The 25,969-nt window shown below is 59.4% G+C and carries 20 protein-coding genes and 4 pseudogenes; 13 read left to right on the top strand and 11 right to left on the bottom strand.

Features of this window, described 5'->3' with window-relative positions; translation table 11 throughout:
* Positions 1-576: 576 nt before the first annotated feature.
* The 6 genes and pseudogenes from AC0QUY_RS37940 to AC0QUY_RS37915 form a co-directional block, all read right to left on the bottom strand.
* Positions 577-792 carry a hypothetical protein gene (locus AC0QUY_RS37940; RefSeq protein WP_475391105.1) on the bottom strand — a complete coding sequence of 72 codons (216 nt, stop codon included), beginning with the start codon at positions 790-792 and terminating at the stop codon, positions 577-579.
* Positions 789-1,891: pseudogene (dinB, locus tag AC0QUY_RS37935) on the bottom strand (DNA polymerase IV). The gene AC0QUY_RS37940 and the pseudogene dinB overlap by 4 nt, the downstream one beginning before the upstream one ends.
* Positions 1,892-1,939: 48 nt before the next feature.
* Positions 1,940-2,206 carry a hypothetical protein gene (locus AC0QUY_RS37930; protein ID WP_475391104.1) on the bottom strand — a complete coding sequence of 89 codons (267 nt, stop codon included), beginning with the start codon at positions 2,204-2,206 and terminating at the stop codon, positions 1,940-1,942.
* Positions 2,207-2,336: 130 nt separating this feature from the next.
* A complete protein-coding gene (locus AC0QUY_RS37925; protein WP_475391102.1) occupies positions 2,337-3,065 on the bottom strand; it encodes an SOS response-associated peptidase in 729 nt (242 codons plus the stop codon).
* A 2-nt stretch (positions 3,066-3,067) separates the two neighbouring features.
* On the bottom strand, positions 3,068-3,517 hold the full coding sequence (locus AC0QUY_RS37920) for a hypothetical protein (protein ID WP_475391101.1): 450 nt from the start codon (positions 3,515-3,517) through the stop codon (positions 3,068-3,070).
* A 22-nt stretch (positions 3,518-3,539) separates the two neighbouring features.
* A complete protein-coding gene (locus AC0QUY_RS37915; RefSeq protein WP_475391100.1) occupies positions 3,540-3,917 on the bottom strand; it encodes a hypothetical protein in 378 nt (125 codons plus the stop codon).
* 194 nt (positions 3,918-4,111) lie between these two features.
* On the opposite strand from AC0QUY_RS37915, the pseudogene ku reads away from it, so the two are divergent.
* The 4 genes and pseudogenes from ku to AC0QUY_RS37895 all read left to right on the top strand — a co-directional run bounded on the left by ku (position 4,112) and on the right by AC0QUY_RS37895 (position 8,195).
* Positions 4,112-5,037, top strand: a pseudogene (ku, locus tag AC0QUY_RS37910) (non-homologous end joining protein Ku).
* A 69-nt stretch (positions 5,038-5,106) separates the two neighbouring features.
* A pseudogene (locus AC0QUY_RS37905) lies at positions 5,107-5,919 on the top strand (MBL fold metallo-hydrolase); the annotation flags it as partial.
* An 88-nt stretch (positions 5,920-6,007) separates the two neighbouring features.
* Entirely contained in the window at positions 6,008-6,970 is a 963-nt protein-coding gene (locus AC0QUY_RS37900; protein ID WP_475391099.1) for a tetratricopeptide repeat protein, read from the top strand.
* A 73-nt stretch (positions 6,971-7,043) separates the two neighbouring features.
* Entirely contained in the window at positions 7,044-8,195 is a 1,152-nt protein-coding gene (locus AC0QUY_RS37895; protein WP_475391098.1) for a tripartite tricarboxylate transporter substrate binding protein, read from the top strand.
* On the opposite strand, the gene AC0QUY_RS37890 is transcribed toward AC0QUY_RS37895, so the two are convergent.
* Complete coding sequence (locus tag AC0QUY_RS37890; RefSeq protein ID WP_475391097.1) at positions 8,147-9,103, bottom strand: formylglycine-generating enzyme family protein; 957 nt, start codon at positions 9,101-9,103, stop codon at positions 8,147-8,149. The genes AC0QUY_RS37895 and AC0QUY_RS37890 overlap by 49 nt on opposite strands.
* 229 nt (positions 9,104-9,332) lie before the next feature.
* On the opposite strand from AC0QUY_RS37890, the gene AC0QUY_RS37885 reads away from it, so the two are divergent.
* The 3 genes from AC0QUY_RS37885 to AC0QUY_RS37875 all read left to right on the top strand — a co-directional run bounded on the left by AC0QUY_RS37885 (position 9,333) and on the right by AC0QUY_RS37875 (position 11,230).
* A complete protein-coding gene (locus tag AC0QUY_RS37885) occupies positions 9,333-9,953 on the top strand; it encodes a hypothetical protein (RefSeq protein WP_475391096.1) in 621 nt (206 codons plus the stop codon).
* Positions 9,886-10,029 (top strand): ABC transporter substrate binding protein, encoded by a 144-nt coding sequence (locus AC0QUY_RS37880; protein ID WP_475391114.1) that lies wholly within the window; start codon positions 9,886-9,888, stop codon positions 10,027-10,029. Before AC0QUY_RS37885 ends, AC0QUY_RS37880 begins: the two co-directional genes overlap by 68 nt.
* Positions 10,030-10,690: 661 nt before the next feature.
* A complete protein-coding gene (locus tag AC0QUY_RS37875; protein ID WP_475391094.1) occupies positions 10,691-11,230 on the top strand; it encodes a DinB family protein in 540 nt (179 codons plus the stop codon).
* A 406-nt stretch (positions 11,231-11,636) separates the two neighbouring features.
* Here the strand turns inward: AC0QUY_RS37875 and AC0QUY_RS37870 are convergent, their stop codons facing one another.
* Entirely contained in the window at positions 11,637-11,855 is a 219-nt protein-coding gene (locus AC0QUY_RS37870) for a hypothetical protein (protein ID WP_475391093.1), read from the bottom strand.
* A gap of 272 nt (positions 11,856-12,127) precedes the next feature.
* Here AC0QUY_RS37870 and AC0QUY_RS37865 point away from each other — a divergent pair, with 272 nt between their 5' ends.
* A complete protein-coding gene (locus tag AC0QUY_RS37865; RefSeq protein ID WP_475391091.1) occupies positions 12,128-13,894 on the top strand; it encodes an adenylate/guanylate cyclase domain-containing protein in 1,767 nt (588 codons plus the stop codon).
* 908 nt (positions 13,895-14,802) lie between these two features.
* Positions 14,803-15,960, top strand: coding sequence for a cell division protein FtsZ (ftsZ, locus tag AC0QUY_RS37860; protein ID WP_475391090.1), 1,158 nt, complete (start codon positions 14,803-14,805; stop codon positions 15,958-15,960).
* 1,136 nt (positions 15,961-17,096) lie between these two features.
* On the opposite strand, the gene AC0QUY_RS37855 is transcribed toward ftsZ, so the two are convergent.
* Together AC0QUY_RS37855 and AC0QUY_RS37850 are read right to left on the bottom strand one after the other, a co-directional pair.
* Complete coding sequence (locus AC0QUY_RS37855) at positions 17,097-17,327, bottom strand: hypothetical protein (protein ID WP_475391088.1); 231 nt, start codon at positions 17,325-17,327, stop codon at positions 17,097-17,099.
* A 798-nt stretch (positions 17,328-18,125) separates the two neighbouring features.
* Positions 18,126-18,440: a hypothetical protein gene (locus AC0QUY_RS37850; protein WP_161849300.1), complete on the bottom strand. Its 315-nt coding sequence runs from the start codon at positions 18,438-18,440 to the stop codon at positions 18,126-18,128.
* Positions 18,441-21,908: 3,468 nt separating this feature from the next.
* Here AC0QUY_RS37850 and AC0QUY_RS37845 point away from each other — a divergent pair.
* The 4 genes from AC0QUY_RS37845 (at position 21,909) to AC0QUY_RS37830 (ending at position 24,612) form a co-directional block, all read left to right on the top strand.
* Positions 21,909-22,913, top strand: a complete 1,005-nt coding sequence (locus AC0QUY_RS37845; protein WP_475391087.1) for a TAXI family TRAP transporter solute-binding subunit — start codon at positions 21,909-21,911, stop codon at positions 22,911-22,913.
* On the top strand, positions 22,871-23,527 hold the full coding sequence (locus AC0QUY_RS37840) for a hypothetical protein (protein WP_246738369.1): 657 nt from the start codon (positions 22,871-22,873) through the stop codon (positions 23,525-23,527). The genes AC0QUY_RS37845 and AC0QUY_RS37840 overlap by 43 nt, the downstream gene beginning before the upstream one ends.
* A gap of 24 nt (positions 23,528-23,551) precedes the next feature.
* Positions 23,552-24,064 (top strand): DsrE family protein, encoded by a 513-nt coding sequence (locus AC0QUY_RS37835; RefSeq protein ID WP_246738368.1) that lies wholly within the window; start codon positions 23,552-23,554, stop codon positions 24,062-24,064.
* Positions 24,065-24,165: 101 nt separating this feature from the next.
* Positions 24,166-24,612 (top strand): hypothetical protein, encoded by a 447-nt coding sequence (locus AC0QUY_RS37830; protein ID WP_161849298.1) that lies wholly within the window; start codon positions 24,166-24,168, stop codon positions 24,610-24,612.
* A gap of 859 nt (positions 24,613-25,471) precedes the next feature.
* Here AC0QUY_RS37830 and AC0QUY_RS37825 read toward each other — a convergent pair.
* Positions 25,472-25,969 (bottom strand): annotated as a pseudogene (locus AC0QUY_RS37825) (transposase); the annotation flags it as partial.

The raw sequence follows: 25,969 nt of genomic DNA, 5'->3' as shown, positions 1-25,969 counted from the left end.
GTTCTGAATGGCGCGCCATCGTCCACCAACCCATTGAAATATCGAAAGCTTCGATATTACAGGCGCTTGAAGACTGCCGTTGCTACACGAACGTGCTACAGCTATGGCAATTCGGATGACGCACCTCGTATGGCGGAAGGGCTGGGCCTACTTTCGCTTCAAGCTACTGACGATCTCGCAAGCAAGCCTGTTCCAGCCGCGTGGCCAGATGACCTGGGCACGCTCGTCAACGCCTCACGTCGGACGTTGAAGGTTGAACTTTGGAAGTCGCTCGGACTCACGAAGAAGGAAGAGCAGCGGGCGAAACGCATCGTTGCAGCGAAGGTGGCGGAAACCACCGGCCTGATAAAAGAGGCTCGCTCACTGTTGGCCCGCGGGCCGCTATCGGCGATGAGTGACGAGGACATTGCTGCGATTGCCGCTCGCGTCCACGCTGACCGTCTCGCCCAGGATGAGCAGTTGCGGCAACGTGGCATTGGCCTTCACCTCCCCAGCGCAGGCAACCTTCTTCGCATTCCCACTAAGGGAGAGCGGATCGAACTCGAAACCGACGAGCCCGGCCTGACCGAGGACGACTTAGGTCTGCTGCGATTCGCCGCTGAGAAAGCTCAGAAGGAGACGCAGGAGGCCGTGGTGCGGATGCGGCCCCCGGCTGCCGTGAAACAGCGGGTTGCGGAGGAGCTTGCGAAGCGCGGTGCGCAGCCGCCGCCTGAGGCGCGACGGAAGATCGAAATCGAAGTCCTCAAGGCCGAGCTGCGTACCTGGAGTGACATTCGCCGTATTCGAGTTCAAATCCCGAAATCCAGTTGCGGCTCCGTGTCGTTTTCGCCTTGCAGGGAAGACAGCGACACTCCCAGGAGGCGCACCGCTTTTGAAAGGGGCATGGCGTCTTCCAGCAGGCCGATCGCCACACGCGCGAGATCGTCGCGGTTCGCGACCACCGCAGACACGGATCGGCTGCGCGTGATGATCTCGAAGTCAGCGAACTTCACTTTAAGTGTCACCGTTCGTCCCCTGGTGCCCGCCAACTCGCAATGTCCCCAGACCTTATCTATCAGCGGCTGGAGCTCGGCGACCATTGCGTCGAATTCCGTGAGATCTGTGAAGAAAGTGTTCTCGGCGCCGACCGATTTGCGGACACGATTGGCCCGTACGGGGCGCTCGTCGATGCCGCGCGAAATCCAGTAGTAATAGGTGCCGGACTTGCCGAAGTTCTCCTGCAGAAAGGTGAGGGACTGGTTGCGAATGTCGAGGCCGGTCCAAATCCCGAACGCGTTGAATTTGGCAGCGGTTGCCGGCCCGATGCCGTGAAACTTCTCGACCGGTAGCGTCTCGACGAAAGTCGGCCCCATCTCCGGCGAGATGACGTACTGCCCGTTGGGTTTGCGGTGATCGGAAGCGAGCTTCGCCAGGAACTTGTTATAGGAGATGCCCGCCGAAGCGTTCAGGCCTGTTTCAGCCTTGATCTTCTCTCGGATCCGCAGTGCGACGTCTCTGGCAAGCAGAATGCCTTGCAGGTTTTCGGTGACATCGAGATAGGCTCGTCGAGCGAAAGTGGCTCGATAATTGGCGTGTGCTCGGCGAAGATCTCCCGAATCTGTCGGCTGACCGCCTTGTAAACTTCGAAGCGTGGCTTGACGAAGATCAGGTCTGGACACTGCCGTTTCGCGGTGACCGACGGCATGGCCGAGCGAACGCCGTACTGGCGGGCTTCGTAGCTCGCGGCAGCGACGACGCCGCGCTCGGCCGAACCGCCCACTGCCACCGGCTTGCCCCGCAGGTCCGGATTATCGCGCTGCTCGACCGACGCGTAGAAGGCATCCATGTCGATATGGATGATCTTGCGGTGAGACGTTGTCGAAACGCTGTGTGCCGGATCGGGAGGGACCATGGGCGGATTGTACAGCGCACCGCAAGCCAAGTCGCGGCCAAGTCAGCCTTAATCCGCCGGGGGGCATTCAGGGCAGGTGTCGCCGATCGAGTCCAGCACCTCGGCGATCGCGACGGCAGCCACTTGGGACGAAACGCCGGCCGGCGGATCCGTCCGAGCGATCTGGAATGCGCGGTCGCGGGCATGCGGGTCGGCGCGGTCCTGCATCCACCCGTGCTCCTCGCATTCGCGAATGGCGCCGGCCTCGCTGAGCACCGAAATCGCCCAGCCCCGTAGCGTCCGGATGGCTCGTTGCCTCTCCTTCGTCATCAGCATTCGAAATCGCTCCTACGGGGCCGAATCCTCTCGCCCCGCCGTCCGTTCCCGGGCTGCTAACACAGGTCAGGGATTCCGAATTGCATGGCTATTGCTTTTCCACGTGTTCCGTCCGCCTGCGTGCAATATTTCAGGCGGCCAGCGCGGGATCTTCCTTTTCGCCGGTCGCAACGATCTTCAGCGCCCCGTCCGGCAACGGCCGCTGGAGCGCCTTGGCCTCGTCCCAAGGGGCGCGCAGCCAGACATCGTACTCTTCGGTTGTCGTCAGGATCACTGGCATCGCCTTCGGGTGCACGCGTTCCACCTCGGCATTCGGCTTGCAAGTCAGGAAGGCGTAGACATCGATCGTGACTTCTCCTTCCTTGGCCTTGCGGACGCTGGTCGAGTTCGTCCAGAGGCCGGCGAACGCCAGCAGTGGGCGGCTTTCGTCCGGAGCGAACCATACCGGAACCTTCTTGCCATCGATCGTGTCGTACTCGCTGAATGACGTGAAGGGGACCAGGCAACGGTGCTCAGTCCCGAGCCATCGCTTCCAATGCGCACTGCCCACGTTTCGGATATTGGTGGTGCCACTGTCCGGCTCCATCCGAAGCAATTCCTTGAAATCGACCGGCTTACCCTTGGACTCGAGCTTCTGGGCTCGCTTCCTGGTGGCGTCCAGGAGCGCCTGCTGGGAGGACGGCATGCCCCATCGAGCCATGACGATCTCCCGATCGTCGGGCGCGTTGCGAACGATCGGCGCTGGGTAGTCCGGAAAGATGCCGGGCATTGAAGGCAAGTTGCCAACGCGACTGTTGAGTGCGCTGAACAGGCGACGGATCGCGTCAACGTTCTTGGTCATCGAATAGAGATTGCACACGTTCAGTCCTCCGGAGCCACGTTGCGCGGCCGCTGAGTTAGTTGCAGCAGCGTCGCCGAGGGGCGCCGGCCCGCATTAGCGCACTTCCGACAACGCAGCCTGCCGGCGAGATCATGAACGAAGGTTGTCGGTGGATGGGGCAGGGCAGCGAGATCGACCTGGTTCGGCGCCCTGCAGCGCGAGCACTCGATCTGAAGCCAAGGATAGCCGCCGTTTATCGCCTGATCGACGGTCGGAGATGGATCGATCGGTTCTCCGTCCGCCCACATCCGCTCGTTCCAGCTTTCAGCCAGGAGCCGATCGGCCTGGCGTATCAGCGCGTCCCCCTTGGCGCGCAGCTCGTCCGACTGCGAGGCCAAAATGCCTGTCATCGTCCGCGCCTTGCCAAGCTCCCTCTTCAAGGCCTTACGGTCTCCGCCGGAGAGAGGCGTCGGGTGATGCTTGAGGGCCATCCGGAACGTCGCCGGGCCGTTATCAGATGGGCTCGAAGGTCGGCCAGCAGCCATCTTCCTCGTGGCGGCCAGTCCGGTTCTGGCAGGTGTTGTTTAGCAGTCGCTGCCCGACCTCCCTCCAGTTCGCTTGCTGGCCGTACAGGCGGATGGCGTCGGCCTTCTGGATCTCGACAATGCGCTCGCACCTGTGACAGAACACTCGCAGGACATGCTGCGGGATTTCGGAGAGGCGCTGCCCTGCGCTCGATCGTTCCGAAGATCTGGTTTCGAATTGGGCATCGTTCAGGACGGCATGCCAATATTCGTCCGGCATCTCGTCCTGCGGACCGAGAGGGGGTGTCACCACCGGCTTTCTGCCGATCGAAGCGCCCAGCTTTTCCATTTGTTTCGGGGTAGGCATCCGCCAACCCGCGGGTCGATCGCTCATGGCATGATTAGAACATATCAAGAACAAATGTCGAGTCCGACGAACGGAGGGGTGGGATTGCGATCGACCACGTCCGAATTGACAGTCTCGAAACAGGACGGCGTGTCGGAACCAGCCCCTTTCGATCGTCTTGAATCCGAGCTGCCCCAAAACGGAGTTCTGCGTACATGGCCCCGCGCGCCAACTGGAAAGGTTTTCTGCGTCTGTCCCTGGTCACTTGTCCGGTCGCGCTGTATCCGGCCACCTCCGAGTCCGAGAAAATCTCGTTCAATCAACTTAATCGGCAGACCGGCCACCGCATCAAATACCTCAAGGTCGATGCGGACACCGGTGATGAGGTGCCGAACGAGGACATCGTCAAAGGCTACCAGCTCGAGAAAGACCAATTCATCGAGGTGACCAAGGAAGAGCTCGAAGAGATCGCGCTCGAGTCCACGCGTACCATTGAGATCGACGAGTTCGTCGAGAAGTCCGAGATCGATCCACGTTACCTGATCCGTCCCTACTATCTGCGTCCGGACGGGAAGGTGGGTCACGACGCCTTCGCGGTCATACGCGAAACCATCCGGGAGATGAACAAGGTCGCGATCGGTCGCGTCGTGCTCACCAATCGCGAGCACATCATCGCGCTTGAGCCACTGGATAAAGGGCTGGTGGGCACCTTGTTGCGATACCCCTACGAAGTGCGCTCCGAACAGGAGTATTTCGACGAGATCCAGGAGGTCAAAGTTACCAAGGACATGCTGGATCTCGCCAAGCATATTGTGAATCAGAAGTCCGGACGCTTCGAGCCGGAGAAATTTGAGGACCAGTATGAAACCGCCCTTATCGATCTCATCAACCAGAAGCGTGCCGGCAAGCCGATCACGCCAAAGGAGCGACCTCGTGGCGAGAACGTCGTCGATCTGATGGAGGCGTTGCGACGAAGCGTCGGGGGGCTGCCGCCGAAACGAAGGCTGCGAAGAAGCCTGTGAAAAAGCCGCGCAAGGCGGCAGCCGGACAGAAGGAAATGTTGATGCCGATCGTCGGCAAAAAGCCGAAGGAGACGGCGGCAAAGAAGCCGGCAGCCAGGACGCAGCGCAAGTCCGCCTAAATGAGGTACCGTGTGATCGGAGAAGCCAGGCCGTGAGCATTCTCGGCTACCAATGCCGGTAGGCCTACGATGTTCGCGCTCACCTTCCTCGGGACGTCGGCAAGCGTTCCTTCGGCGGAACGGAATCATCCTGGTCTCCTCGTCGAGGCCGGAAGTCACCGCATTCTGGTGGATTGCGGAGAGGGGACGCAGCGCCAGCTGCTGCGCTGCGGCGCGGGCTTTCGAAGGCTCGATCGGCTCTTGTTGACCCACGGCCATTTCGACCACGTGCTCGGCATTCCCGGTCTCTTTTCGATCTTGCGGCTGCGACAGAGCGCTGATGTCATGACGATTCACGCAAGCCCGGCCACGCTCGAGATCGTCGTCGGGATGCTCGCCGGCCTCTGGGGCGAGGGAAGGGCACCCATTCCACTCGAGCTTGTTCCGTTGACGGCAGGTCAGGTCATTGACGGAGGCCAGTTCACAATTGCCTGCTTCCCGGTCCGCCACCGCGATACCGACAGCTTCGGCTTCTCTTTTGAAAGTCGGGCTCGCCGTCACCTTCGCCCGGAACGCCTCGCCACCCTCGGTGTGCCCGACGGTCCGGTTCGCAAGGAGCTGGCGGAAGGAAGACCGGCGACACTTGCTGACGGTACGACAATTGATCCCGAAAGCGTCCTCGGACCGCCAGAGCGGCGCAGGAAGCTGGTGATCGTGGGCGATGCCGAAACCACCGAGGGATTGGCCGAAGTAGCTCGCGGCGCGGACGTGCTGGTGATCGAGGCCACGTTTCTGGACCGCCACGCCGCGATTGCGCGCGACTACGGACATCTCACCGCAGGTGAAGCGGCGGCGCTTGCGGCTATGTGCGACGTGAAGCAGCTCGTCCTAACTCACATTTCGCAATTCGAGTTTTACCTTCAAAGGCAGAGCGGTCGATATCAAGGAGGTCGGACGCAAGCTTGGCGTGCGCTATGTCCTCGAGGGGTCTGTGCGCAAGGCCTCAGGAAAAGTTCGCATCACAGGGCAATTGATCGACGCGGTAACAGGCGCGCACATTTGGGCGGACAGGTTCGAGCGTAACCTGACAGATATCTTCGCTCTCCAGGACGAAGTAATGGTCGCTATTGTCTCAGCCATTCAGCCAAAATTGCTTCAAACGGAAATTGCCATAGCGACGCGACCTCGACCGGAAAACCTCACGGCCTATGATTTTTATCTCCGAGCCATGCAGCAGTACTATTCGTCCACCCGCGAAGGGTATGCTGAGGCGATCAGGCTGGCTCATCGCTGCCTGAAGATCGATCCTCGGTTCGGCCTTGCCGCGGCTCTGGCAGGGAACTGTCATATGCTTAACGTCGCGTTGGGCTATGCGATTGATCCTCAATTCGAACGCAGCGAAGCGGTGCGGCTCCTTCACTTGGCATTGAGCATCGACGATGGTGATCCCGATACGTTGGCGAGGGCGAGCGCAGTCTCGTCGTTCTTGGTCGGCGATAGCGAGAGTGCGATCGAAATGGCTGACCGGGCTGTTGCGCTCAATCCAAATTCATATACCGCATGGCACGCCAAAGGCATGGTCTATCGAAATGCGGGGCAGCCGGAAGAAGCCGTGCGGAGCTTTGAACGTGCCATTCGCATGAGCCCGCTAGATCCAACGCTACACCGGGTATTTGTCGGAATGGGGTGGGCCCTTATTGAGCTTGGTCGCTTTGACGAGGCCATCGTCGCCGGGAAGAAAGCCCAGCGTCAGAACCCCTCCCATTCGGCGACTTACCGCTGTCTTGCATCCGCTTACGCTCATCTCGAACGCGACGCTGAGGCACGTGCGGCCGCGGCACGTCTGCTTGAGGTCGATCCCGCCTTTACGATATCGGCATTCATTACTCGGGGCGGGCTATCAAACGCGAAGCTGTTGATTGAGGGGTTGCGGAAAGCCGGATTGCCAGAGTAAGCCCGCCTTCGCTTGTGCAGACGAGGTGATCGAGCGGTGCGGCTCCGCATGCCAGCCGTTTGGGGAGGCCGCAATGAAAGTTGCACGCCGCCAATTCCTGCATCTGGCAGCGGCCGCTGCTACGCTTCCCGCATTATCCCGGTTCGCTTGCGCGCAGAGCTACCCGACGCGACCGGTGCACCTGCTCGAAGGCTTTGGTGCCGGCGGAGCACCTGACATCGTCGCGCGATTGATCGGTCAATCACTGTCGAAGCGACTTGCAAAGTCATTTGTCGTCGAGAACCGCAGTGGCGCTACCGGCAACATCGCAACTGCGGCCGTCGTGCGGGCATCCCCGGACGGCTACACGCTGCTGTTGGTTACCACAGCAAACGCGATAAATGCGACCATGCTCAAGCTTAACTTCGACTTCATCCGCGATATCGCGCCGATCGCAGGTATCGTTCGTGTGCCCTTGGTCATGGAGGTTCACCCGTCGGTTCCCGCCAAGACAGTCGCGGAGTTCATCGCCTATGCGAAGGCCAAGCCCGGCAAAGTCAATATGGCGTCAGCCGGGACCGGATCTACGTCCCACTTGGCCGGCGGAATGTTCAAGACGATGGCAGGCGTCGATCTCTTTCACGTGCCTTATCGGGGGGCGCAGATATTTCATGCCCTTCTCACCGGCGAAGCGCAGGTCTATTTTGGCCCGCTACTCTCATCGATCGACTATGTCATGGCCGGCAGTTTCCGCGCCCTGGCGGTAACGACGGTGGCACGCTCGCCAATATTGCCAGACGTTCCAGCTCTGAGCGAAACCTTGCCCGGTTACGAGGCAAGTTCATGGTACGGCATTGGCGGTCCAAGGCACACACCGGCAGAAGTCATCGAAAAACTGAACAAGGAAATCAACGTCAGCATCGCCGATACGAAACTCCAAGCGCGGCTTGCCAATCTGGGCGGCACAACTCTTGGCGGGTCGCCAGCCGACTTCGCCAAGCTGATTTCCGACGAGGTCAAGAAGTGGAGCAGGGTGATTTTGGCGGCCGATATGAAACGGCCACGAGCAGCCGGCGGGAACCGAACATGGTGTGCTGTTGCAGCTGCGGTAGCTACTGCTGCGACTAAGGACCCACCTCTCGCTGTGGGAGGTCGATATGGACATAGCGGATTGGCTACGCCGGCGTCACAGACGGATCACGGCCTCATTGTCCTGGCTACGCGGAATCCCAGCGTATCGAACTGAACCTTGCGGTGACGTGGGAAGCGAACCGCCGCCCGAACCAGTTCCGTCTCGTTGTGCCAGGAAGCACCGCGAATGGTCCGATAGTCTGGATCGCCCTCGATCCATGCGGAACCGTCCGCAGGCGCGCCGTTGTAGCTGTCGTGCCAAGTGTCTTCAGTCCATTCCCACACATTGCCGTGCATGTCGTTCAGGCCGAACGCGTTGGGCTTGAACGATCCAACGGGCGCGGTCTGTAAGGTCCACTTATCGCTGCAGCCGTTGCAGTTGGCGTTATCCGCACCAGGTTCATCGCCCCATGCGTAGCGGCTGGCGGCGCCGGCGCGCGCGGCGTATTCCCACTCAGCCTCGGTCGGCAGTCGATAATCCCTCCCAGTCGATCGCGAAAGCCAGCCGACATACTGCTTGGCATCGTCCCAGCTCACATTGACTACCGGCATCTCGCCACGGCCCCATGCATCGGTTGCGCGCGCACACCCTGAGGCAGCGACGCAAGCGTCCCATTGCTCGAACATCACCTCGAATCTGGAAATCGCAAATGGCACGCGAATGATCACCTCGTGCTGCGGACCTTCGCTGGCTCTACGGTCCAGTTCGTGATCGGGTGAGCCCATCACGAATCTGCCCGCCGGGATCACAACCATCACCGGGCATTCGCGCGCGCATTCTCTGAACTCAGAGCCCGGTGTTGACGCCATTGCCTGCTCCGCCTCGGCGGAAAGCACCGTCAGCTCCGGAGCCGAACGGTGTGGTCCGATCGTTTCCCGTGCCATGACGCTCGCGTAGGGGAATTGAGCCTCTGCAAGCAGCAGTGCAGAGAGACCAACCATGCTGCCCTTTGTCACAGCGCGCGGCCGTCGCTTTCGAGCCACGACGGCCAGAAAGGTCGACATCGCTTCCAGGCGATCCATCGAATCCTCTTCCACAATTCGACCGGATAGCTCTCAAATCTGCCATATCGGGGCAGGTTAAGACGGCGTAACTTAGAGCCGCACAAGGGGTAAGTCCACGAGCACCACAATCCCGGGGCAACGCCCTCGTCAGCGGCGCGCCCGCAGATATCCGGCTACTATCCCGACGGCCTAACCAGACGGAACTTCGGCCTAATCCGATTTCGTTTGAGGATTGGAGACGAAAGCCATGAACGAGCTACTTACGAAGGTTCTCGATGCGCACGGTGGTCTGGAGCTTTGGCAAGGATACAACAAGGTTGAGGCCACCATTGTCACAGGCGGCGGCCTCTTTCCCCTCAAAGGCCTGTTGCAAGATCGCAATCCGCGGCGCATGACCGTGTGGCTGCATGAGGAGCGTTCGTCCGTCACGCCGTACGGGGCTCCCGATCAGCGGACGATGTTCACGCCGGATCGGGTCGCCATCGAGAAGCTCGATGGTATGCTGGTCGCCGAGCGTTTCGCGCCACGGGATTCCTTCGCCGGCCACCAGATGCACACGCCCTGGGATCCGCTACACCGTGCCTATTTCAACGGCGAAGCCGTGTGGACATATCTGACGACGCCATTCCTGCTGGCGATGGACGGGGTCCGTATCCGCGGTCGAGGCGCTTGTCGGTCTCAGGGAGACGGCGAATACCGGTGGTCTCCGGATGGCCAGCCTTTGCCACATCGGGCGGCGTCATCACATACGGCCCCAACATGGGGGAAGCTTCCAAGCGGTAGCGCGGTCGGTCGACAAGATTCTCAAGGGAGCCAATCCAGCAGAGGTTCCGGTCGAGCAGCCGACCAAATTCGAGTTGGTCATTAACGTTAAGGCGGCGCAAGCGATCGGCCTCACACTCCCGTCATTCCTTCTCGCCCGCGCCGACGAGCTGATCGAATAGAGAGCAGACTGCTGCAGCGCATGAGTCCGGATGTGGCCCGTTTGAGACGTGCCGACGTACCCTGCGAATGTCCGCTGAGCGGGGTAGACCGGAAGTGGCAGGCCGACCGTCAAAGCGGCGCGATTGACCCCTTTCGGACGTTTGGGTCACTGGTTTTGAACCGAATTGCTTCTGCCGCGCCCCGGCCATGTGAGGCCTCTTTTGGATGAACGTGGGATCGGGTAGTCTTCTTTGGAGCTGCTCATCGAGGCGGGACGCGTCGACGTCTCCGTGGAGGTGAATGGGCAGCGGGGGATGCCGTCAGCGGGCATCGCACTCTCAATACAGCCCGACAGTCCCCTTGGCCGGTCTCTCCACTGAGCACTCGCTGCGCGCGGCGCACGGCGATGATTACGCAAAATGCTTACTTTGAGCCTGCTAGCTCACCTCGGGCGCAGGCCGTGCCCTCTTCACGATGTGATCGTTTGGGGTCCGCTTCAGTTGGCGCTTCACAGCAAAGGGAGAACGCACATGGTTAGAAAAATAAATCCCGAGCCAGGCGATCGGACGGCGAGTAACGGAGTTCTAAGCCGCCGAGGGCGCGACTCGTTTGCAAATCTCAGTCCTGCGTTTCAGCGGCAAGAATGCCCAGTGACCCCAATTAACGGCGGGAGGCAAAATCATGACCATCTCCCAGTTTCGGCAACTTGCGGCCTACAATCGCTGGGCCAATGCGCGCCTGTATGCCGCTGCACTTGATCTATCGGAACAGGCATATCGGCTTCACATCGGCGTCGTCTTCGGCAGTCTGCACGGCACATTAAACTACTTGCTGCTGACCGACCGCCTCTGGCTGAAACGGCTGACCGGTGAAGGCAACCATCCGAATCGTCTTGACGCTATTTTGTATGAAGACCGTGCCGAATTAACCTGGGCGCGTATCGATGAAGACAATCGGTTGATGGCGGTTGTCGATCAGTACGACGAAGTGACACTTGCCAGTCTCCACGGCTACAAGACATCCTCCGGGATGCCGCAGTCTCAGGTCCTCGCGGATATTCTGTTGCACCTATTCAATCACCAGACCCATCATCGCGGACAAGCACATGCGTGCTTATCGATCTTGACGGGTGGCGAACCACCTTCGCTCGACTTGCTGGCGTTTCAGCGCGGCGGCACAGCGCCCGATCTCAAAACGCTGATCCGACACGGCGGGGTGTAGCGAGGTTGCCGAAGTGTGTGGCGCAAGGAACGACGGATCGGAGTGGCGTTTTTGGGCGTCGCCGACGCGCGCGCGGCGCTTCGGCCAGCTTGGACCAAGCCATGAGGTGCACCCTCTGCGAACCCTGGCGGCTTTCTCAAGCGCGTGGGGGTACGGTAACAGTAACGGTGCCGTTGTTTCCACTGTCACGGCGGGAATCGGTAGCTCCAGAAAGATCAGATCTGCTCCCGGATGAAACCGCTCTCAGGGCGTGATGTCGCTTATTGGGGCAACCTTTGAGACATGGCGACCGGCCCTGATGATGTCCGTTTCTAGGGGAGGATCGGAAGTAGTCGGCCGACGACCAAAATGACGCGATTGACCCAACTGAGACATTGGCGCGGGGCTTCTGTCCCGCGTTTTGCGTTTAGGACCACGGCGGCTCTTCGCTCGCCCCGGCTACCTCGTGGTGGATCGTGACACCCGCCGAACGCAAGCCGGTCAGCAATACAGTTCTTACAGAGGCAGGATGGAATCCAATATCCTTGGCGTTTGGTGGATGTGCCTCGCTGCCCTTCAATCGGAGCGCCAAGTGCAATTGCTCGCAAAGGTGCTGAACGACGAGATTGACCTGAACGTCAGTCATGATCTGCTTTTCCTGCTACCATCTTACTACCCAGCTAGGTAGCACACATGAAAATAGGACGGTACGCGATTGGACCGCCCCAAGGGTCAACCCCACGCGATTGTCCCATGGGCGGCCCCCAAATCGCCCGTCTATCGGGCAGACCGGAAGTGACTAGCCGGCGCTTGGGGCAATAGGGCTCTCCCGCGATTTCCGCTCCCAGGTCCACAACAAAGTGCTAGGCTCCTTCTTGTCTCAGCGACGTGTGTTTGCCTGGTCGTTCGGAGGGCGCTGTGACGGAGCACCGGGTTCAAAGGCGATTAGCGGCGATCTTGGCCGCTGACGTGGTCGGCTATTCCGCGCTCATGGAACGCGCTGAAGAAGCCACCTACGCCGAGTTTGAGCGGCTCAAGCGAGAACTGATCGAACCTAGCCTATCCCGCCACGATGGGCGACTTATCAGGACTACGGGCGACGGCGCGCTCGCCGAGTTCGCGAGTCCTTTAGCCGCGGTGAGATGCGCGGTCGAAATGCAGGATCATCTCGCTGCCTCGGACAGCAGCCCCCTGCGGTTCCGCTTCGGGCTTAACCTTGGTGACGTTATCGTTGGGCAGGACGGTGATCTCTATGGCGAAGGGATCAACATTGCTGTCCGGTTGGAGGGCATCGCGGATCCGGGCGGCATCCTGATTTCCGAGAAGGTGTACAGCGAAGTCGAAAGCAAGTTAGACGTTGGCTTCGAAGATCGCGGCGAGCAGCGGCTCAAGAACATCTCCAGGCCTGTCCGCGCCTACGCTGTACGCGCGGGAGCGCATAACGCCCCGACCGAGAGGATATGTGTGGTCCCTCCACTCCCAGACAAGCCGTCTATCGCCGTGCTGCCGTTTGAGAACATGAGCAGCGATCCCGATCAGGAGTATTTTGCAGACGGAATGGTCGAGGAGGTCATTACTGCGCTTTCGCATTTCCGACAGCTGTTCGTCATCGCCCGCAACTCCAGCTTCACCTACAAGGGGCGCGCTGTTGACGTGAAGCAGGTCGGGCGCGAGCTTGGGGTGCGCTACGTCTTGGAAGGGAGCGTTCGCAAAGCGGCCAACCGGGTGCGCATCACGGGACAGCTCGTCGATACCACCACGGGGGCCCATCTTTGGGCTGACCGCATCGATGGCGGGCTCGGCGACATCTTCGATCTACAGGACCAGGTGACCGAGAGCATTGTCGGGGCGATCGCGCCGGCAATGGAAAAGGCCGAGATCGAGCGTGCCAAGCGCAAGCCGACCGAGAGTCTCGACGCTTATGATCGCTATTTACGCGGTTTGGCCGAGCTTTATCAGTTTGCCAACCGGCAAACTAACGAGGAGGCATTGCGTCTGTTCAACGGGGCGATCGAGCTCGATCCCGATTTTGCGTCGGCTTATGGTCGTGCTGCCGCTTGCTACGCCTTTGCCAAAAGCGAAGGCTGGATCTCAGTCACAGCAAACGAGATTGCCGAAGTGAAAAGGCTTGCTCAGCGGGCGGTTGAGTTGGGCAAGGATAAGGATGACGCGATCGCGCTCGCCGCCGCCGGGCATGCATTAGCGTTTGTTGTTCGCGATCTTGAGGTAGCCGCCGCCTTAATCGATCGCGCGCTGGTGCTCAATTGCAATATGGCCGAGGCATTGTTTTTCGGCGGCTGGGCCAAAATCTGGCTCGGCGAGCCCGAAGCGGCGATCGAGCGGTTCGCGCGTGCCTTACGCCTGAGCCCACTTGATCCGCGGGTGCCACGTATGCGAAGCGGGACCGCGCATGCGCTTTTCTTCCTGGGCCGCTACAGCGAAGCGGCATCGTGGGCGGCAATGGCTTTGCGGGACAATCCAGACTTTCCACCTGGATTACGTATCGCCGCCGCAAGCAATGCAATGGCGGATCGGCTGAAGCAGGCGCATAAGGCAGTGGCCCGGCTGCGGCAACTGAATCCCACACTACGTGTTTCCATTCTTAAAGACATGGTAGGCCCTTATCGGCCCGAAGACCTCTCGCGGTTCGAAGAAGGGTTGGGGAAAGCCGGACTGCCCGAATGACCATGGCAGCCAAGTGCTGAACATGACGACGAAGTGATCGAATGGGTGCGACTTCCGCTAATGGCCCGTTTGCGACATGCCAACTGGCGCTGATTATGTCCGGTTAGTGGGGAAGACCGGAAGTGTCCTGCCGAAAGGCGATTTTGACCCGAGACGGACATTCCTACCAGCCGGTCGACATAGGGCGGACAATAAAGATTGGCTCGGCGTGTCCCACGGCGCCGGCGCGTTTCCGAGGTGAAGTCTGATAGGCAACCATCCATTCTGGTCGCGGGACGCTCAATTGGCGGAATCCGCCCACTGTTAACGATCTCTTAACCATCACAACTTAACTTCCGGTTACTTTTCGGTTAATAGACCGCGCGGTTCGTTCCAGGAGAACAGCCGGTGCCTGTTGAAACACTGACATATGCCGCACTTGGCGCCCGCTTGACAATCTCGCCTAATGCCGCTCGTTCGCTTGTCAAGCGGCTCCGGCTGCCGCGCTCACTTTCAGATGACGGCAAAGCAATGGTGAGCGTGGATCTCACGGAAATACGGCACAAGCGTCGGCCACGTGAAGCAGGCAATGTCTTCCTAGCTGCAAAGATCCAGCATTGCAGGGGAGATCGCGCGGCTCGAAGCAACAGCAGCGGGTCACCGGGCCGATTTCGAGCGTGAGCGCGCCGATCGGCTGATGGTTGAAGTGCTACAGGCGACCGCCGAGGCTACGGCAGCTAAGGAGGCGACGGCGCGGCTCGAAGGTTTTCTTCGGAAGATGGCCGAGCTGATGATGGCTCGATCGACAGCCGCGGACTAGCTGCACCCCCCCGGGGCGCCTAGCTGCGGACTTAATGGCAGCAGACCGCAAGGCTGCTCGTGGGTAAGCATGCGTGTCCCCGACGTAGCCGAGCAATCGGGAGAGAAAAATGACCAGCATTGCCGATATCAGCGAGATGAAGGCGCGCATTATCGTGTTTGGGGTCGGCGGCGCTGGCGGCAATGCCGTCAACAACATGATCGCGTCTGAGCTGCAAGGCGTCGAATTTATCGTCGCTAATACCGACGCACAGGCGCTCGCCATGTCAAAGGCCAACCGGATCATCCAGATGGGCGCCCAAGTCACCCAAGGCCTTGGTGCCGGCTCGCAGCCCGAAGTGGGGCGCACGGCGGCCGAAGAGGCAATCAATTCGATCCGCGATCATTTAACCGGCGCACACATGGTGTTCGTTACTGCCGGCATGGGCGGCGGTACCGGCACTGGGGCAGCGCCGGTTATAGCCAAGACGGCCCGTGAGCTTGGCATTCTCACCATCGGTGTAGTCACCAAGCCGTTCCACTTCGAGGGCCAGCGCCGCATGCGCTTTGCCGAAGCAGGCATCGCGGAACTGCTCAGGGCGGTGGACACTCTGCTGGTCATCCCAAACCAGAACCTCTTCCGGGTGGCCAACGAGAAGACCACCTTCGCCGATGCATTCGTGCTGGCCGATCAAGTGCTTTATTCCGGTGTGGCCTGCATTAGCGACCTTGTAGTCAAGGAAGGCCTGATCAATCTCGATTTTGCCGACGTTCTCACCGTAATGCGCGAGAAGGGCAAAGCCATGATGGGCAGGGGCGAGGCTTCCGGTACAAAGCGCGTGCTCAATGCAGCCGTGGCCGCAATTTCCAATCCATTGATCGATGACCCGTCGATCAAGCGCGCCAGTGGCCTCATAATCTCCATCACCGGCGGCAAGGACCTTATGCTGTTCGAGGTAGACGAAGCGGCGACCCGCATTCGCGAAGAGGTCGATAAGGACGCCAACGTCATCGTCGGCGCCACTTTCGATGAAAGCCTGCAAGGTATTGTCCGCGTGTCGGTGGTAGCGACCGGCATCGATAATCTTGGTGCGACGCGCCAGACGCAACCAACGGGCTCACTTACGGAACTCGCTAGCAGGCTGCGCAAGGAAAATCATAGCCGCGCCCAGCGGATCGAGAGTAGTGCACCGCGGCCGAATTTATACAGCCGCTTTTCCGCTGTGCGCAATTCGATCGAGCAAGTTGTTTGCGACATCCCGGCCTTCCTGGGCCACAAGGCTAATTGAATTCTCGCAGGAACCAAATCGGCTCGCTTGAAAGCGGGCCTAAGCGGACTTGCCAGTTGGCGCCTGTGATGTCCGCTTTTGGAGGGATTGTGTTGCAAAGTCGATTTTCGCCGATGGTCAAAATTCTGCGGGCCGTGGGCGCGACTTTCGTGTACAAGATGTGAGGGACGTCACGGCCTCACGCAAAATTCACAGGCGACTTCGGTAACGCGACTGAGGTCATACGAATCAGCGATCGCTCGCTGCTTAGTGTTTTCGTGAAAATTCTTGAGCCCTACAACTTTCGAGTTTTGCAACAGTATCGGAGGTAGAGCGGGCTAAGGCCCGGTAGACACTGAGGTCTGCTATTGGCCCCAACGCAGACGGACTGCGAGCTGGCCATGATGTCCGCTGTTGAGAGTAGAGCCGACCACCGCAGGACTACTGGGACTTCTCGGACAAGAGTTGCGGTTGTCGCGCCGTCCCGCCTTGCTGGCTCCCCTACAGCTCCCCGTGCGGGCGCATGCTCAATTAATGTAAGGTGCTTGGAAGCGCTTGTCGCTCCGATTCTAACCTTCACAGGGGCAGGGTCGCAACACGGAAAGCGCAAATGAGAGCCTATCCCCTGCAGCTCCCCCCGCATTACGTCAAAGCTACTAATCCTGCACCCGCCACACATGGAGCGTAACCCTGCCGAGGTTAAGCTCCGAGGATGGTCCGCTAGGATGTCAGCCTTCAGGGGTGAAACGGAAAAACATCTGCTCGCTGGGCACCTTCCACCTTTGACCCTGGCTGTGTAAAAACGCAAAAAGTCAAAACGCGACGAGAAGGACATTCTCCAGTTTGATTTCTAAAGTGAATGCGCTTGGGAATTGAAGGCCTGAAGCGGTCTTGGATGAATAACTTCTTCTATCGCGATTGAGCGTCTTCGCGTTTTCACACAGCCAAGACCTGTCTCGGACATCGGCGTCATACACAAGCACAACTTGTGGCCGACGAAAGCGACTCACAATCACTCCGGAAGTCCTGCTTTGCGGAGACCATCGGCGAACTTGGCGAGGTCCTTCTCTCGGCGAAATGACGCTAAATCGCTGAGAATGGAGGCACGCAAATCGGGACGACATTCGAGCGCCCGCTTCATGGCTTTCTGTGCTGGCTCAAGGTGTCCGGCGAGTGCGTTGCTGGCTGCGGATATGCAGATTGCCTGGATTGTCGCGCATCGACTTTTCGGCGTATGACGACGCCCTCTCATAGCGGCTCGCGACAAAATGGGCATACGACATGGCTCCGTGCATGCCGTACATCCACGAATCGAGCGGGCTCAGGCGCATGGCATGCGCAACGTGCTCAAGTGCGAGTTTGGGCTCGCCATCCAGGCTCTCAGCCAACCGCTGAGCATCCAAGCCTGCGCGAAGTTGGGATTGATCGTTAGTCCTCGATCCATGAAAGCCGCAGCATCCTCGAACTCATAGGCTACACGAGCGAGAGCATATCCACCCATACACAGGGCTACCGGGTCGTCTGCTCCCAGATGCACTGCTTTCCGGGCCAGCCGCTTCGCTTCCGCGCTCTCCTTCGCACAATCGATCATCCAACCATTTGCCCTGCGCCGCGCATAGCACCACGCGGCCATGCCATAGGCCGAGGCTAGATAGGGGTCGCTCTTCATCGCTTCGCGAAAGAGCCGGAGCGCCTCGCTGATCGCGTCTTGGTCCAATAATTTTTCGCCAGCCCACGCAGGTAATAGTCGTATGCATCCAGATTTTCGATTGGTTTGCGCCTGGCCCGCTTGATCTCCTCATGCTGGAGCTTCGGCGCGATCGAGTGCGCAGGCGAAACGATCCGCCCAAAGGTGCGCGCCTGTTGACGCATCGATGAGCTGTGCGGCGATGCGTATCCGGTTCGGCCGAAGCTCGTAGCCTGTGACGTTGTCGGTCTCTGCGATAACCTATGCCGCTTTGATCGGAGCCATCTGCTGACTCAGCGCGAGCCGACTGTGCGATCATCGCGCTTCCTTGTCCTTGAGCCAGCCGAATGCGGGGACGCTCCACAGGGCTCCTATCGCGGTTTAGGGAAGCATGTGCCTGTGGCTGAAAGGGGTGGGGGGTCCCCCCGGGGCGGTATGTCGGGATCGCAGTCGCTCCGGTACCGCTACCGGTTAACCTGATAGTGTCTCAGTTTGATATCTAGTCGTCCTTTTCCCACTTATCCATTTGCAGGCAGGTCAAAAGGCTCACATAGCTGGGGTCACCACCGATACCCTCCAGCGGAATGCATTGCGCCTTGCTGGCGGCCGAGAATTTGGACCACTGGCTCCCTAATTGTTGTCGGGCCCTGTTTTCATCGTCCACGCAGTTGTTGAGGGACTGCTGAACTGAATCGCTGGCCGTCGCGGCCGTATCCAATTTGCAACTTCGGGCGATGTCGAACGTAGGTACCTGATCGGCCACTGCGACGACAAGATGAGCCCCCGCCACGATCGTAGAAATCGAAATCGCCATAATCGGTCCCTCCCTCTTGCTACGCTCATCGGGAGCGCTGCGATCGGCGCGGAAGGCGTTGATACTCGCTCATCACAGACCTCGAACCACGACGGAACACAACGGACATCATGGCCCAATCGAGACGGCATGGAAGACGCTAAATGGCGAAGGCACCTGGAAATCATTGGCACGTGCTCACACGGCGATGGCGGTGAACGTGCTGTTTGGGGTGCATCGGTAAGGAGGTAGAGGCTCGACCCCCCCGTTTCCCGGGATCGCAATCGGGCGGGTACCGGTACCGGTTACTGCCCCATATTTTCGCGAGCCCAATGGACCCTCCGATCGATTTAAGTGGGGCCGAAAGCGCTGACGAGCCCAACCCCGATGGGGATGAGAGCAGCGCAAATCCATATGGCGGGTGCACTGGAGCTTAGGCCGGCAATAGCGATCCATACGCCGAAGCCGACGAGACCGGCTGAGATCGCATAGGCGGCCGCTTTTTCTCGCAGGTCATTGGCATGATCTTCGAGGCGTGGCTTTGACGTCATGCCTGACGGATGTCGGAGAGCCAGATGTGTCCCTTGATTTACATCATGAAACGGCGCTTTCAATCCGGCCGCGTTATTTTCGCGACGCTAGCCAAAGCGTGCACTCATCCTGCGAAAGAACAAATCTGTTCTGAGGTGGTTGCCCCTGGAACCTACAAGGAGCTGACATATGAAACGGGCTTTGGTGATGGTCGGCGTGATGGTCTTTTCCGGCCCGGCTTTGGCTGATCCCAACCCGACTTTGGGGGGTACGATCGCGGTGATTACTACGGCCGCAGCTATAACGAAGCACGCGAGTACAAGCAGGAATTTTACAGAGGGCCGTGCAAGATCGAGCGCAAACGGGAGCGCAATGGAGAGTACAAAGAAGAGACGAAGTGCAAAGGCTACCGCTAATGCCATCAGAGGCCGCCTCAGTTCGGCGGCCTCATTTATACCCGTTGTGCCGAAAACTTGGACCTCTGGTGAGGTCTGCTGCGGAAAGACTATCTTCCACTTTATTCGTCGTAATAATCGTAAGGCCTTGGACCGTAGTAAGGCCTTGGCCCGTCGTCTCTGTCATAGGGCCTTGGCCCATAATCACGATCGTAGCGACGCGGTCCATAATCTCGATCGTAACGCCTTTGCCCGTAGTCGCGATCCTCACCACGTGACGGCGCGTCGCCTTGTGCAAAAACCGCGCGGCACCGATCGCTGAGGTTCGGAGTGTTTCGCCGTAAGCAAGCCACGATCCTGTTCGCATCGGGTATTTGCGCGCCACATAGCCGCCAGACGTCGGGTGTGCAGGCCTGCTGTTGTTGCCACGTTCCCCGATACTCTTGCGAGAACGCGGTACTCTGAAGGGTGATGCCGCAAACGATCGCTAATGCAAAGCTCAGGAAAGTTCGATGCGCTTGCATGTCTACCTTTCTTTGGATACGTGCGGAGTTCCGCACAAAAAGTTGCGTCGTCTTGAAATAAAGGCAGTTCGCGAAGGTTCGCTTCGCACAACAACGAAAAGGGTGTGGGCCTGTTCCTACATCAGTGAGGGCTCGATGGGAGACCTCTCACTTCGGAGTTCACCACGCGCCATCGGTTCGGCTGGGTCGCGACTAGGGAGCGATCCCGATCCCGATACCGATTCCGATAATCGCCAGTGATATGACGGTCACCAGCACGTGCGCCTATCAAGCGTCCTTTCGAGACTGAACCCATGCGCCATTGTTGCGCACCAGGGCTGGCAAATCCGCGGGCGACATATCGGATGCGGGCACAGCCGGAGCGCAAGCGTTGGTCAACTGAAACAAGGGAAGCGCCAACTTTTAATGCCGCGCCAATGCCCACGCCAACTCTGCCGCAAGCTCGTTTGATTTAAATCAATCCGCCCGCCGTATCGGGTCGCATCGTTTGCAATTGCGGTAGGAACGCCAACCTTTTGGCGCGTCGGCAGACCCTCAACAAGCGTCGCGCAAGGGGGCTCCCATGGGGGCGAGCGAGCCCTCACCGGCATGGTCAAGTCGTCGCCCTTGCACCTTTTGACATAACCCTCAACCCGGTGGCGGCTTTTTCGCGAAGATGCTTCTTAGCGGAGGCCCGCAGAGGTCTACACGCGCGGAATTGCCGGTGTCGCCCGCGATATCTCCAAAGGAGATATGCCAGACGGTGTTCGGATAGCTGCCGGTGCATACTAAGTGGGTCGTATCGGATGCGTAGTTGGTGCAGCGTTTTAGACACTGCCTAGCCAGCGCAGCTTGACGGTCAGGGCAGCTCAGGCCAGTTCTTTTGTCTTCGGCCCTACCGGCATAGTCCTCGAAAATGCATTCCCGCAACTGCGAACTTTGAGTCAACGCGTTCACGCATTGATTGGTCGCCTCGTCGACCTGCGCTTTGGTTGGATTTAGCAATGGGCAATGCGTGGGGATCTGACGTGGGGCCACGTAAACACGCGTTGTGCGCAGCGGGCGGGCGAGCACTGCGCTCTTTCGGTGTTCGGCTGTAGGGCCGGAAGCCCTGGCGGTCGGCGTTCGAGAACCCTCGGTACAGGCGATGGGAACGCATCTGGTCCACAGCGGACCCGTGGTCACGCACCGATTGGCCTCTGGCGCACAGCCGGCAGGGCAACAGGTTTGCGCAAACGTGGGCGATGATATCGGCGCATATACCAAAACTAGGATTGCGAGTTTGATATATCGCATTGCCGTCCTACCGCTCCTCGCTCCGCTCGCGCTGTACGGTTGAGGGTCAGTTCCCGTAGGGTTGCGGAGCGCGCAAAGGGACAGGGACCCTGCGGCGGCTGTTGCACCGCCGCATCTGGTCAACGCGGAATTTCTAGAATGCGTTCCTATCTTTCTATGCTTGCGGTTGAGAAACGCTGGCGGCGGACCTAGTTTGGTCGAGCACTACAAAGGCCATTAACTCATTCCCATCCCCTCAGCCAAGGTCGTGCCCAGTGAGGTAACGACAAAACAACCATCAGCCGCCGCGCTTCCCTTCTCTCCCGTGGTGCGCGAGATCGATCCTGATCTATCCGGACGAGCTCGAAAACATTGCGCTCGGTACTTTTCCTAAAATTCCCGAGGGAATTGAGCCGAGGATTTCGTTGTTCCAGTGTTGGCTGCAGAACAGACACGTCAATCGCGAAACGCTTCTAATCTGGTGTTCGAGGACGTAGCGTTACTTGTGGGCTCCGCAAGCCTTAACTTAAGGTGCCCCGCCCACGCCCTTTGGGGGCGGCTTCACTTTGTCGGCCTAATCAGTTCCCCTTTGTTGCTCTTTATCATCCGTGTTCCGTTCACTATTGGGCAGACCTTGCCACCTTTTCCCGCTATGGGCTCCTTAGGAAGGCATAGGACCGACTCGACGCGCGCCAGTGAGAAGATCACGCTTGCATTGGCGCTGTCTAAGAGGCTGCCCTTGGTGGAGGGTAGAGATGAACAACATCGCCGCAAAACCACGTTCGTTGCTGCTGCTCGCCGCGTGGACGCCCGTTTTCCTGATGCTTCTATCGACTGACGTATGCGCGCAAACCGCCAAGGGCGGAGCCTCAGACGTCCGCCGTGTATTACCACAAATCGAAAAAGAGAAGATGAACGCCTGGACCGTAGGCCTCGCCGGCGGCTTGCTCGAAGGTGCGCCCCTACGTCTCGCGGCCGAGATAGCCCGCGTCGTCGATGACGGCCCGAATTTGCATGTCCTGCCGATCGTCACTCGGGGCGCCACGGAAAATCTGAACTCGCTGCTCTATTTGCGTGGCGTTGATACGGCGATCATCAATTCCGACGCGCTCGAAGAGTACAAGATTCAGGTGCCGGAGATCCGGCGTCGGATCACTTACCTACTCAATCTCTTCCCGTCGGAGCTGCATATCTTTGTCCGCCCTGAGATCGAGAGCTTGCAGGATCTCGCTGGCAAGAAGGTAAATTTCAACACCCAGGGCACGGCTGCGGCATATTCGGGGCCACTGATCTTCAGCCGCCTAGGCATCAATGCAGAAAAGACTTTCATTCCGCATCAGGTCGCACTGGAGCAGATGCGCAAAGGCGAGATGGCAGCCGTCGTCTTCATCACGTCGAAGCCGGTTGACGCCTTCGTAAAGGGACGCTGGGAGCCGGGCTTCAAGTTCCTTCCGGTAGAATACGAAAGCAAATTCGAGGATTACTATCTTCCCGGGGTGTTGGAGGCCGCCGAATACCCTGGACTGATCAAGCAAGGCGAACAAGTGTCAACGATTGCGGTACCGACCGCACTGGTCGCGTTCAATTGGGCCGCAAAAACAAACCGCTATCAGCGCGTCGCCCGCTTTGTCGACATGCTGTTTTCGCGTATAGGCAGGCTGCAAGGCCCGGGCTTCGACCCGAAATGGAAGTCGATCAATCTCGCTGCGACAGTCCCTGGCCTCGATCGCTTTGCGGCGGCGCAGGAATGGCTGGATCGTCAAGCGCGCGCACCCCGGGCGTCGCGATGAAGGCGATCCTTCTATCCATCGCATTCGAAGTTGCTAGCGGGATCGCTTTTGCGCAAGGCGCGGCCGATCCAATGGCGCATCTTCGCGCTTGCTCCATCATCATAGAGGATGCAGAGCGCCTGGAATGTCTGGACAGACTCTCGCGTGATATCGCAGCGCCGGATCGCGCGGCGAGGGCCGGCGACAACTGGATCATCAGCGAGACTACCTCGCCGGTAAATTATACGCCGATGGTGACCGCCACCGCGGGCTCCGAGGGCTCGTCGATGCAGCTCGCCATTTACTGCCGCGGTGGCCGTACCGAGCTGGTGGTCTCAGGACCGGCCGTCTCTCGCAGCAGTTCGGGCTACAGAATTACCTATCGCGTGAATAGCGATCAGCCGGTGCAACTTGCGGCAGGTTCGCCGTCGTTTGGAGCCGGCGCTGCGTTCACAGGTGACATCGTAGGCCTGCTGCAGTCGCTCCCCGAGGACGGTCACATTGCGGTTCGACTCACCACTCGATCGGGTGTCGCCCAAGACGGGCGTTTTTCGCTCGGCGGATTAAAGACGGCGCGAGAGAAGCTGGCAGCGGCGTGCAAATGGCCACACGTCGTTGCCGGGCCACGCAACTAATGGCCACCAGATCGGAAGAACTCCATGACGAGCCTCAGGAAAATGGTAGGAGCCGCGACGGCGATTGCAGCACTGCTCTTGGTCGTGCCGTCGTCGGAAGCGAAGGTGAACAAGCAACAATCAGCGCAGAGTGCGGTTACCAAAACGAACCTCCCTCAGGATACCAATAAGCAGCACCGCCTTATCCTGCAATTGAACAGCAACGACACGGCGATGATGAACCTTGCGCTCAACAATGCGAGCAACGTCGTCCAATATTACAAGGATCTCGGCGAGAAAGTGTCGATCGAGGTTGTCACTTTTGGCCCTGGCCTTCATATGCTGCGCGACGACACCTCGCCGGTAAAAGCGCGAATTGAGGCGCTTGCGCTGAGCAGTCCGGAAATTTCCTTCAAAGCCTGCGGCAATACCCGCGAATACATGAGCAAGGTCGAAAGCAAGGAGATTCCGCTCATCTCGGAAGCTAAGGTCGTGAGGTCAGGCGTAGTGCGCGTGATGGAACTGCAGGAGCATGGCTGGACCTACGTCAAGCCGTGAACCGGCGTCCAGATCAGGAACGGCCGCGTTTCACGATGGCGGGCCATCTCGATCTGATCTCATGCCGGACGGGGGAGTGTTATCATGTTAGATTTGGACCGATGGCTTTCATCGTGATAAGCAGTGCAGAAAGGCAGGCGCGCTGGCGCACGAGGCGGACCGCGGACATCGAGGCACTGCGTGCCGCAACCACCAAGGCCGAGCTGGCACTTGCACAGGCCGAGAACTATCTGCTTCACCAGCGCGTACTCGACCTAGAGAACGCGCTTGCTTGCCGGGAGAGTGCCGCCAAGTCTGCCCAGACCAAGGCGGCCAGCGAAGTTGCCCACCTCAAGCAGAAGAACGAGGAGCTGCAATTCAAGCTTCGTCAGATGTGGGACTGGTACAACAATGAGATCACCAAGGCGGGTGGCCTGACCTTCAAGGCAGGCAGCCTGATTGCGAAGGCGCTGCATCCCGACACCAAGCCAAGCGAGGAAGTCAGGCTGGAAGCGTTTAAGGCGTTCTCGGCTTGGAAGGGCGACAGGGATGCGGCGAAGCGCCGTTAGGCGCACCGCCTCAAAATCGCATGATCTAGATCAAGGCCGTCGCTCTACTGCCGCCAACGATGGCGCATTGTTGGCGGCCTCTGCCGGCTCAAGCTATCGAACTCGATGTGTTAGCGTGCGCGCGACCAACTCCTCGGGCGTAGTCGACCGATGCTCATGCATTAGAAAGGGGGCTTGGCTGCGGATGGGTTATTCGCCTCCGAGGCGGCAGGTCTCACGAAGCAGCAGAGTAATAACCCATCGCATTCGACGCCGTGCGCGCTGCGCTTCACGTCAGGCCGAAAATGACGCTAGCGATCGTCACGACAATGAGATGGGCCAAAACACACAAGGATCCAAGGCATGTCGGCACGCTCGCGGGGAGTCAATCCGAGGTTCGCATCACTTCTCTGCGGCTCTGCTTAAAAGCCCCAGCTGGGAGTTGGGGCAATCATAGTCTCCGGTCAGTCAGCGCCGGTATTCCCGGCGCGAATACCAAAGCCGGCCATGAGCCAAACGTTCCTATGTATTCTGGTCGTCACGGGGGAAGGGCACGCCCCGCGAAATGGAGACGGCCCCGCGTGAGTGGAGCCGTCTCCCGCTCACTGCCGACCGGCCGTCGGTGAGCGCTCCGCCGCTGCGAGAGATCTCCGACGCCGCGAACGCGGCATCACGCGGTCGGCGGCGGACAATGACTCTGTGGTCGGCTCCTTAAAAGTGAGCCGCTCTGACCTAAGGGTAATCCGCGATGTCCGCTTATCCGCCAACAACGACGCAGAAGATGACGTTGCACGAGGTCCGAGAAGGGCCGATTCCGTTGAAAAAGGCGGCAGTAGTTTCGTCGTGAACGCCCGCTGTTCCGCGGACGAGTCGGCTTGATGGGCATCGGGATCAGCTTGGCCATCTTACGAAGGTTCTGAGCGGTTGCAGCGAGGGTGAACTCATCACGTGCGCCATTCGGACCCCTTAGTCGTAGCCGATCGAGCTTGAGAATGCGCTTGAGGTGCGCGAACAGCATCTCGATCTTCTTCCGGAGCCGACGTGAAGTGCGGCCTTCCCATGATCTTGCGATCTCGCGCGCCATGTCGCGAGCGCCCTCGTAGATCGAGCGCGGCACTTTGCGGGCCGGAGTGTTGGGGCAACACCTGCTTCTCAGAGCGCATGCTTGACAATCGTGCTTGCTCGCACGGTAGAGGATCGTCGCATCGTCGTTCACCGGCGTCCCTGTGGTGGTGAGGGTTTTGCCACCGGGGCAACGATAGATATCCCCGGCATGATCATAGGTGAAGTCCTCGCGCGAGAAGGTCCCGTCGGTGCGGGCCGACTTGTCGAAGACGGTCACGTGCGGCTCGATCCCGTGCTCGTAGAGCAGCCACCC

It is taken from the genome of Bradyrhizobium sp. WYCCWR15520, assembly GCF_056174665.1.
Note: the sequence above shows the minus strand (reverse complement) of the source record. Positions and strands in the feature narration are given on the sequence as shown.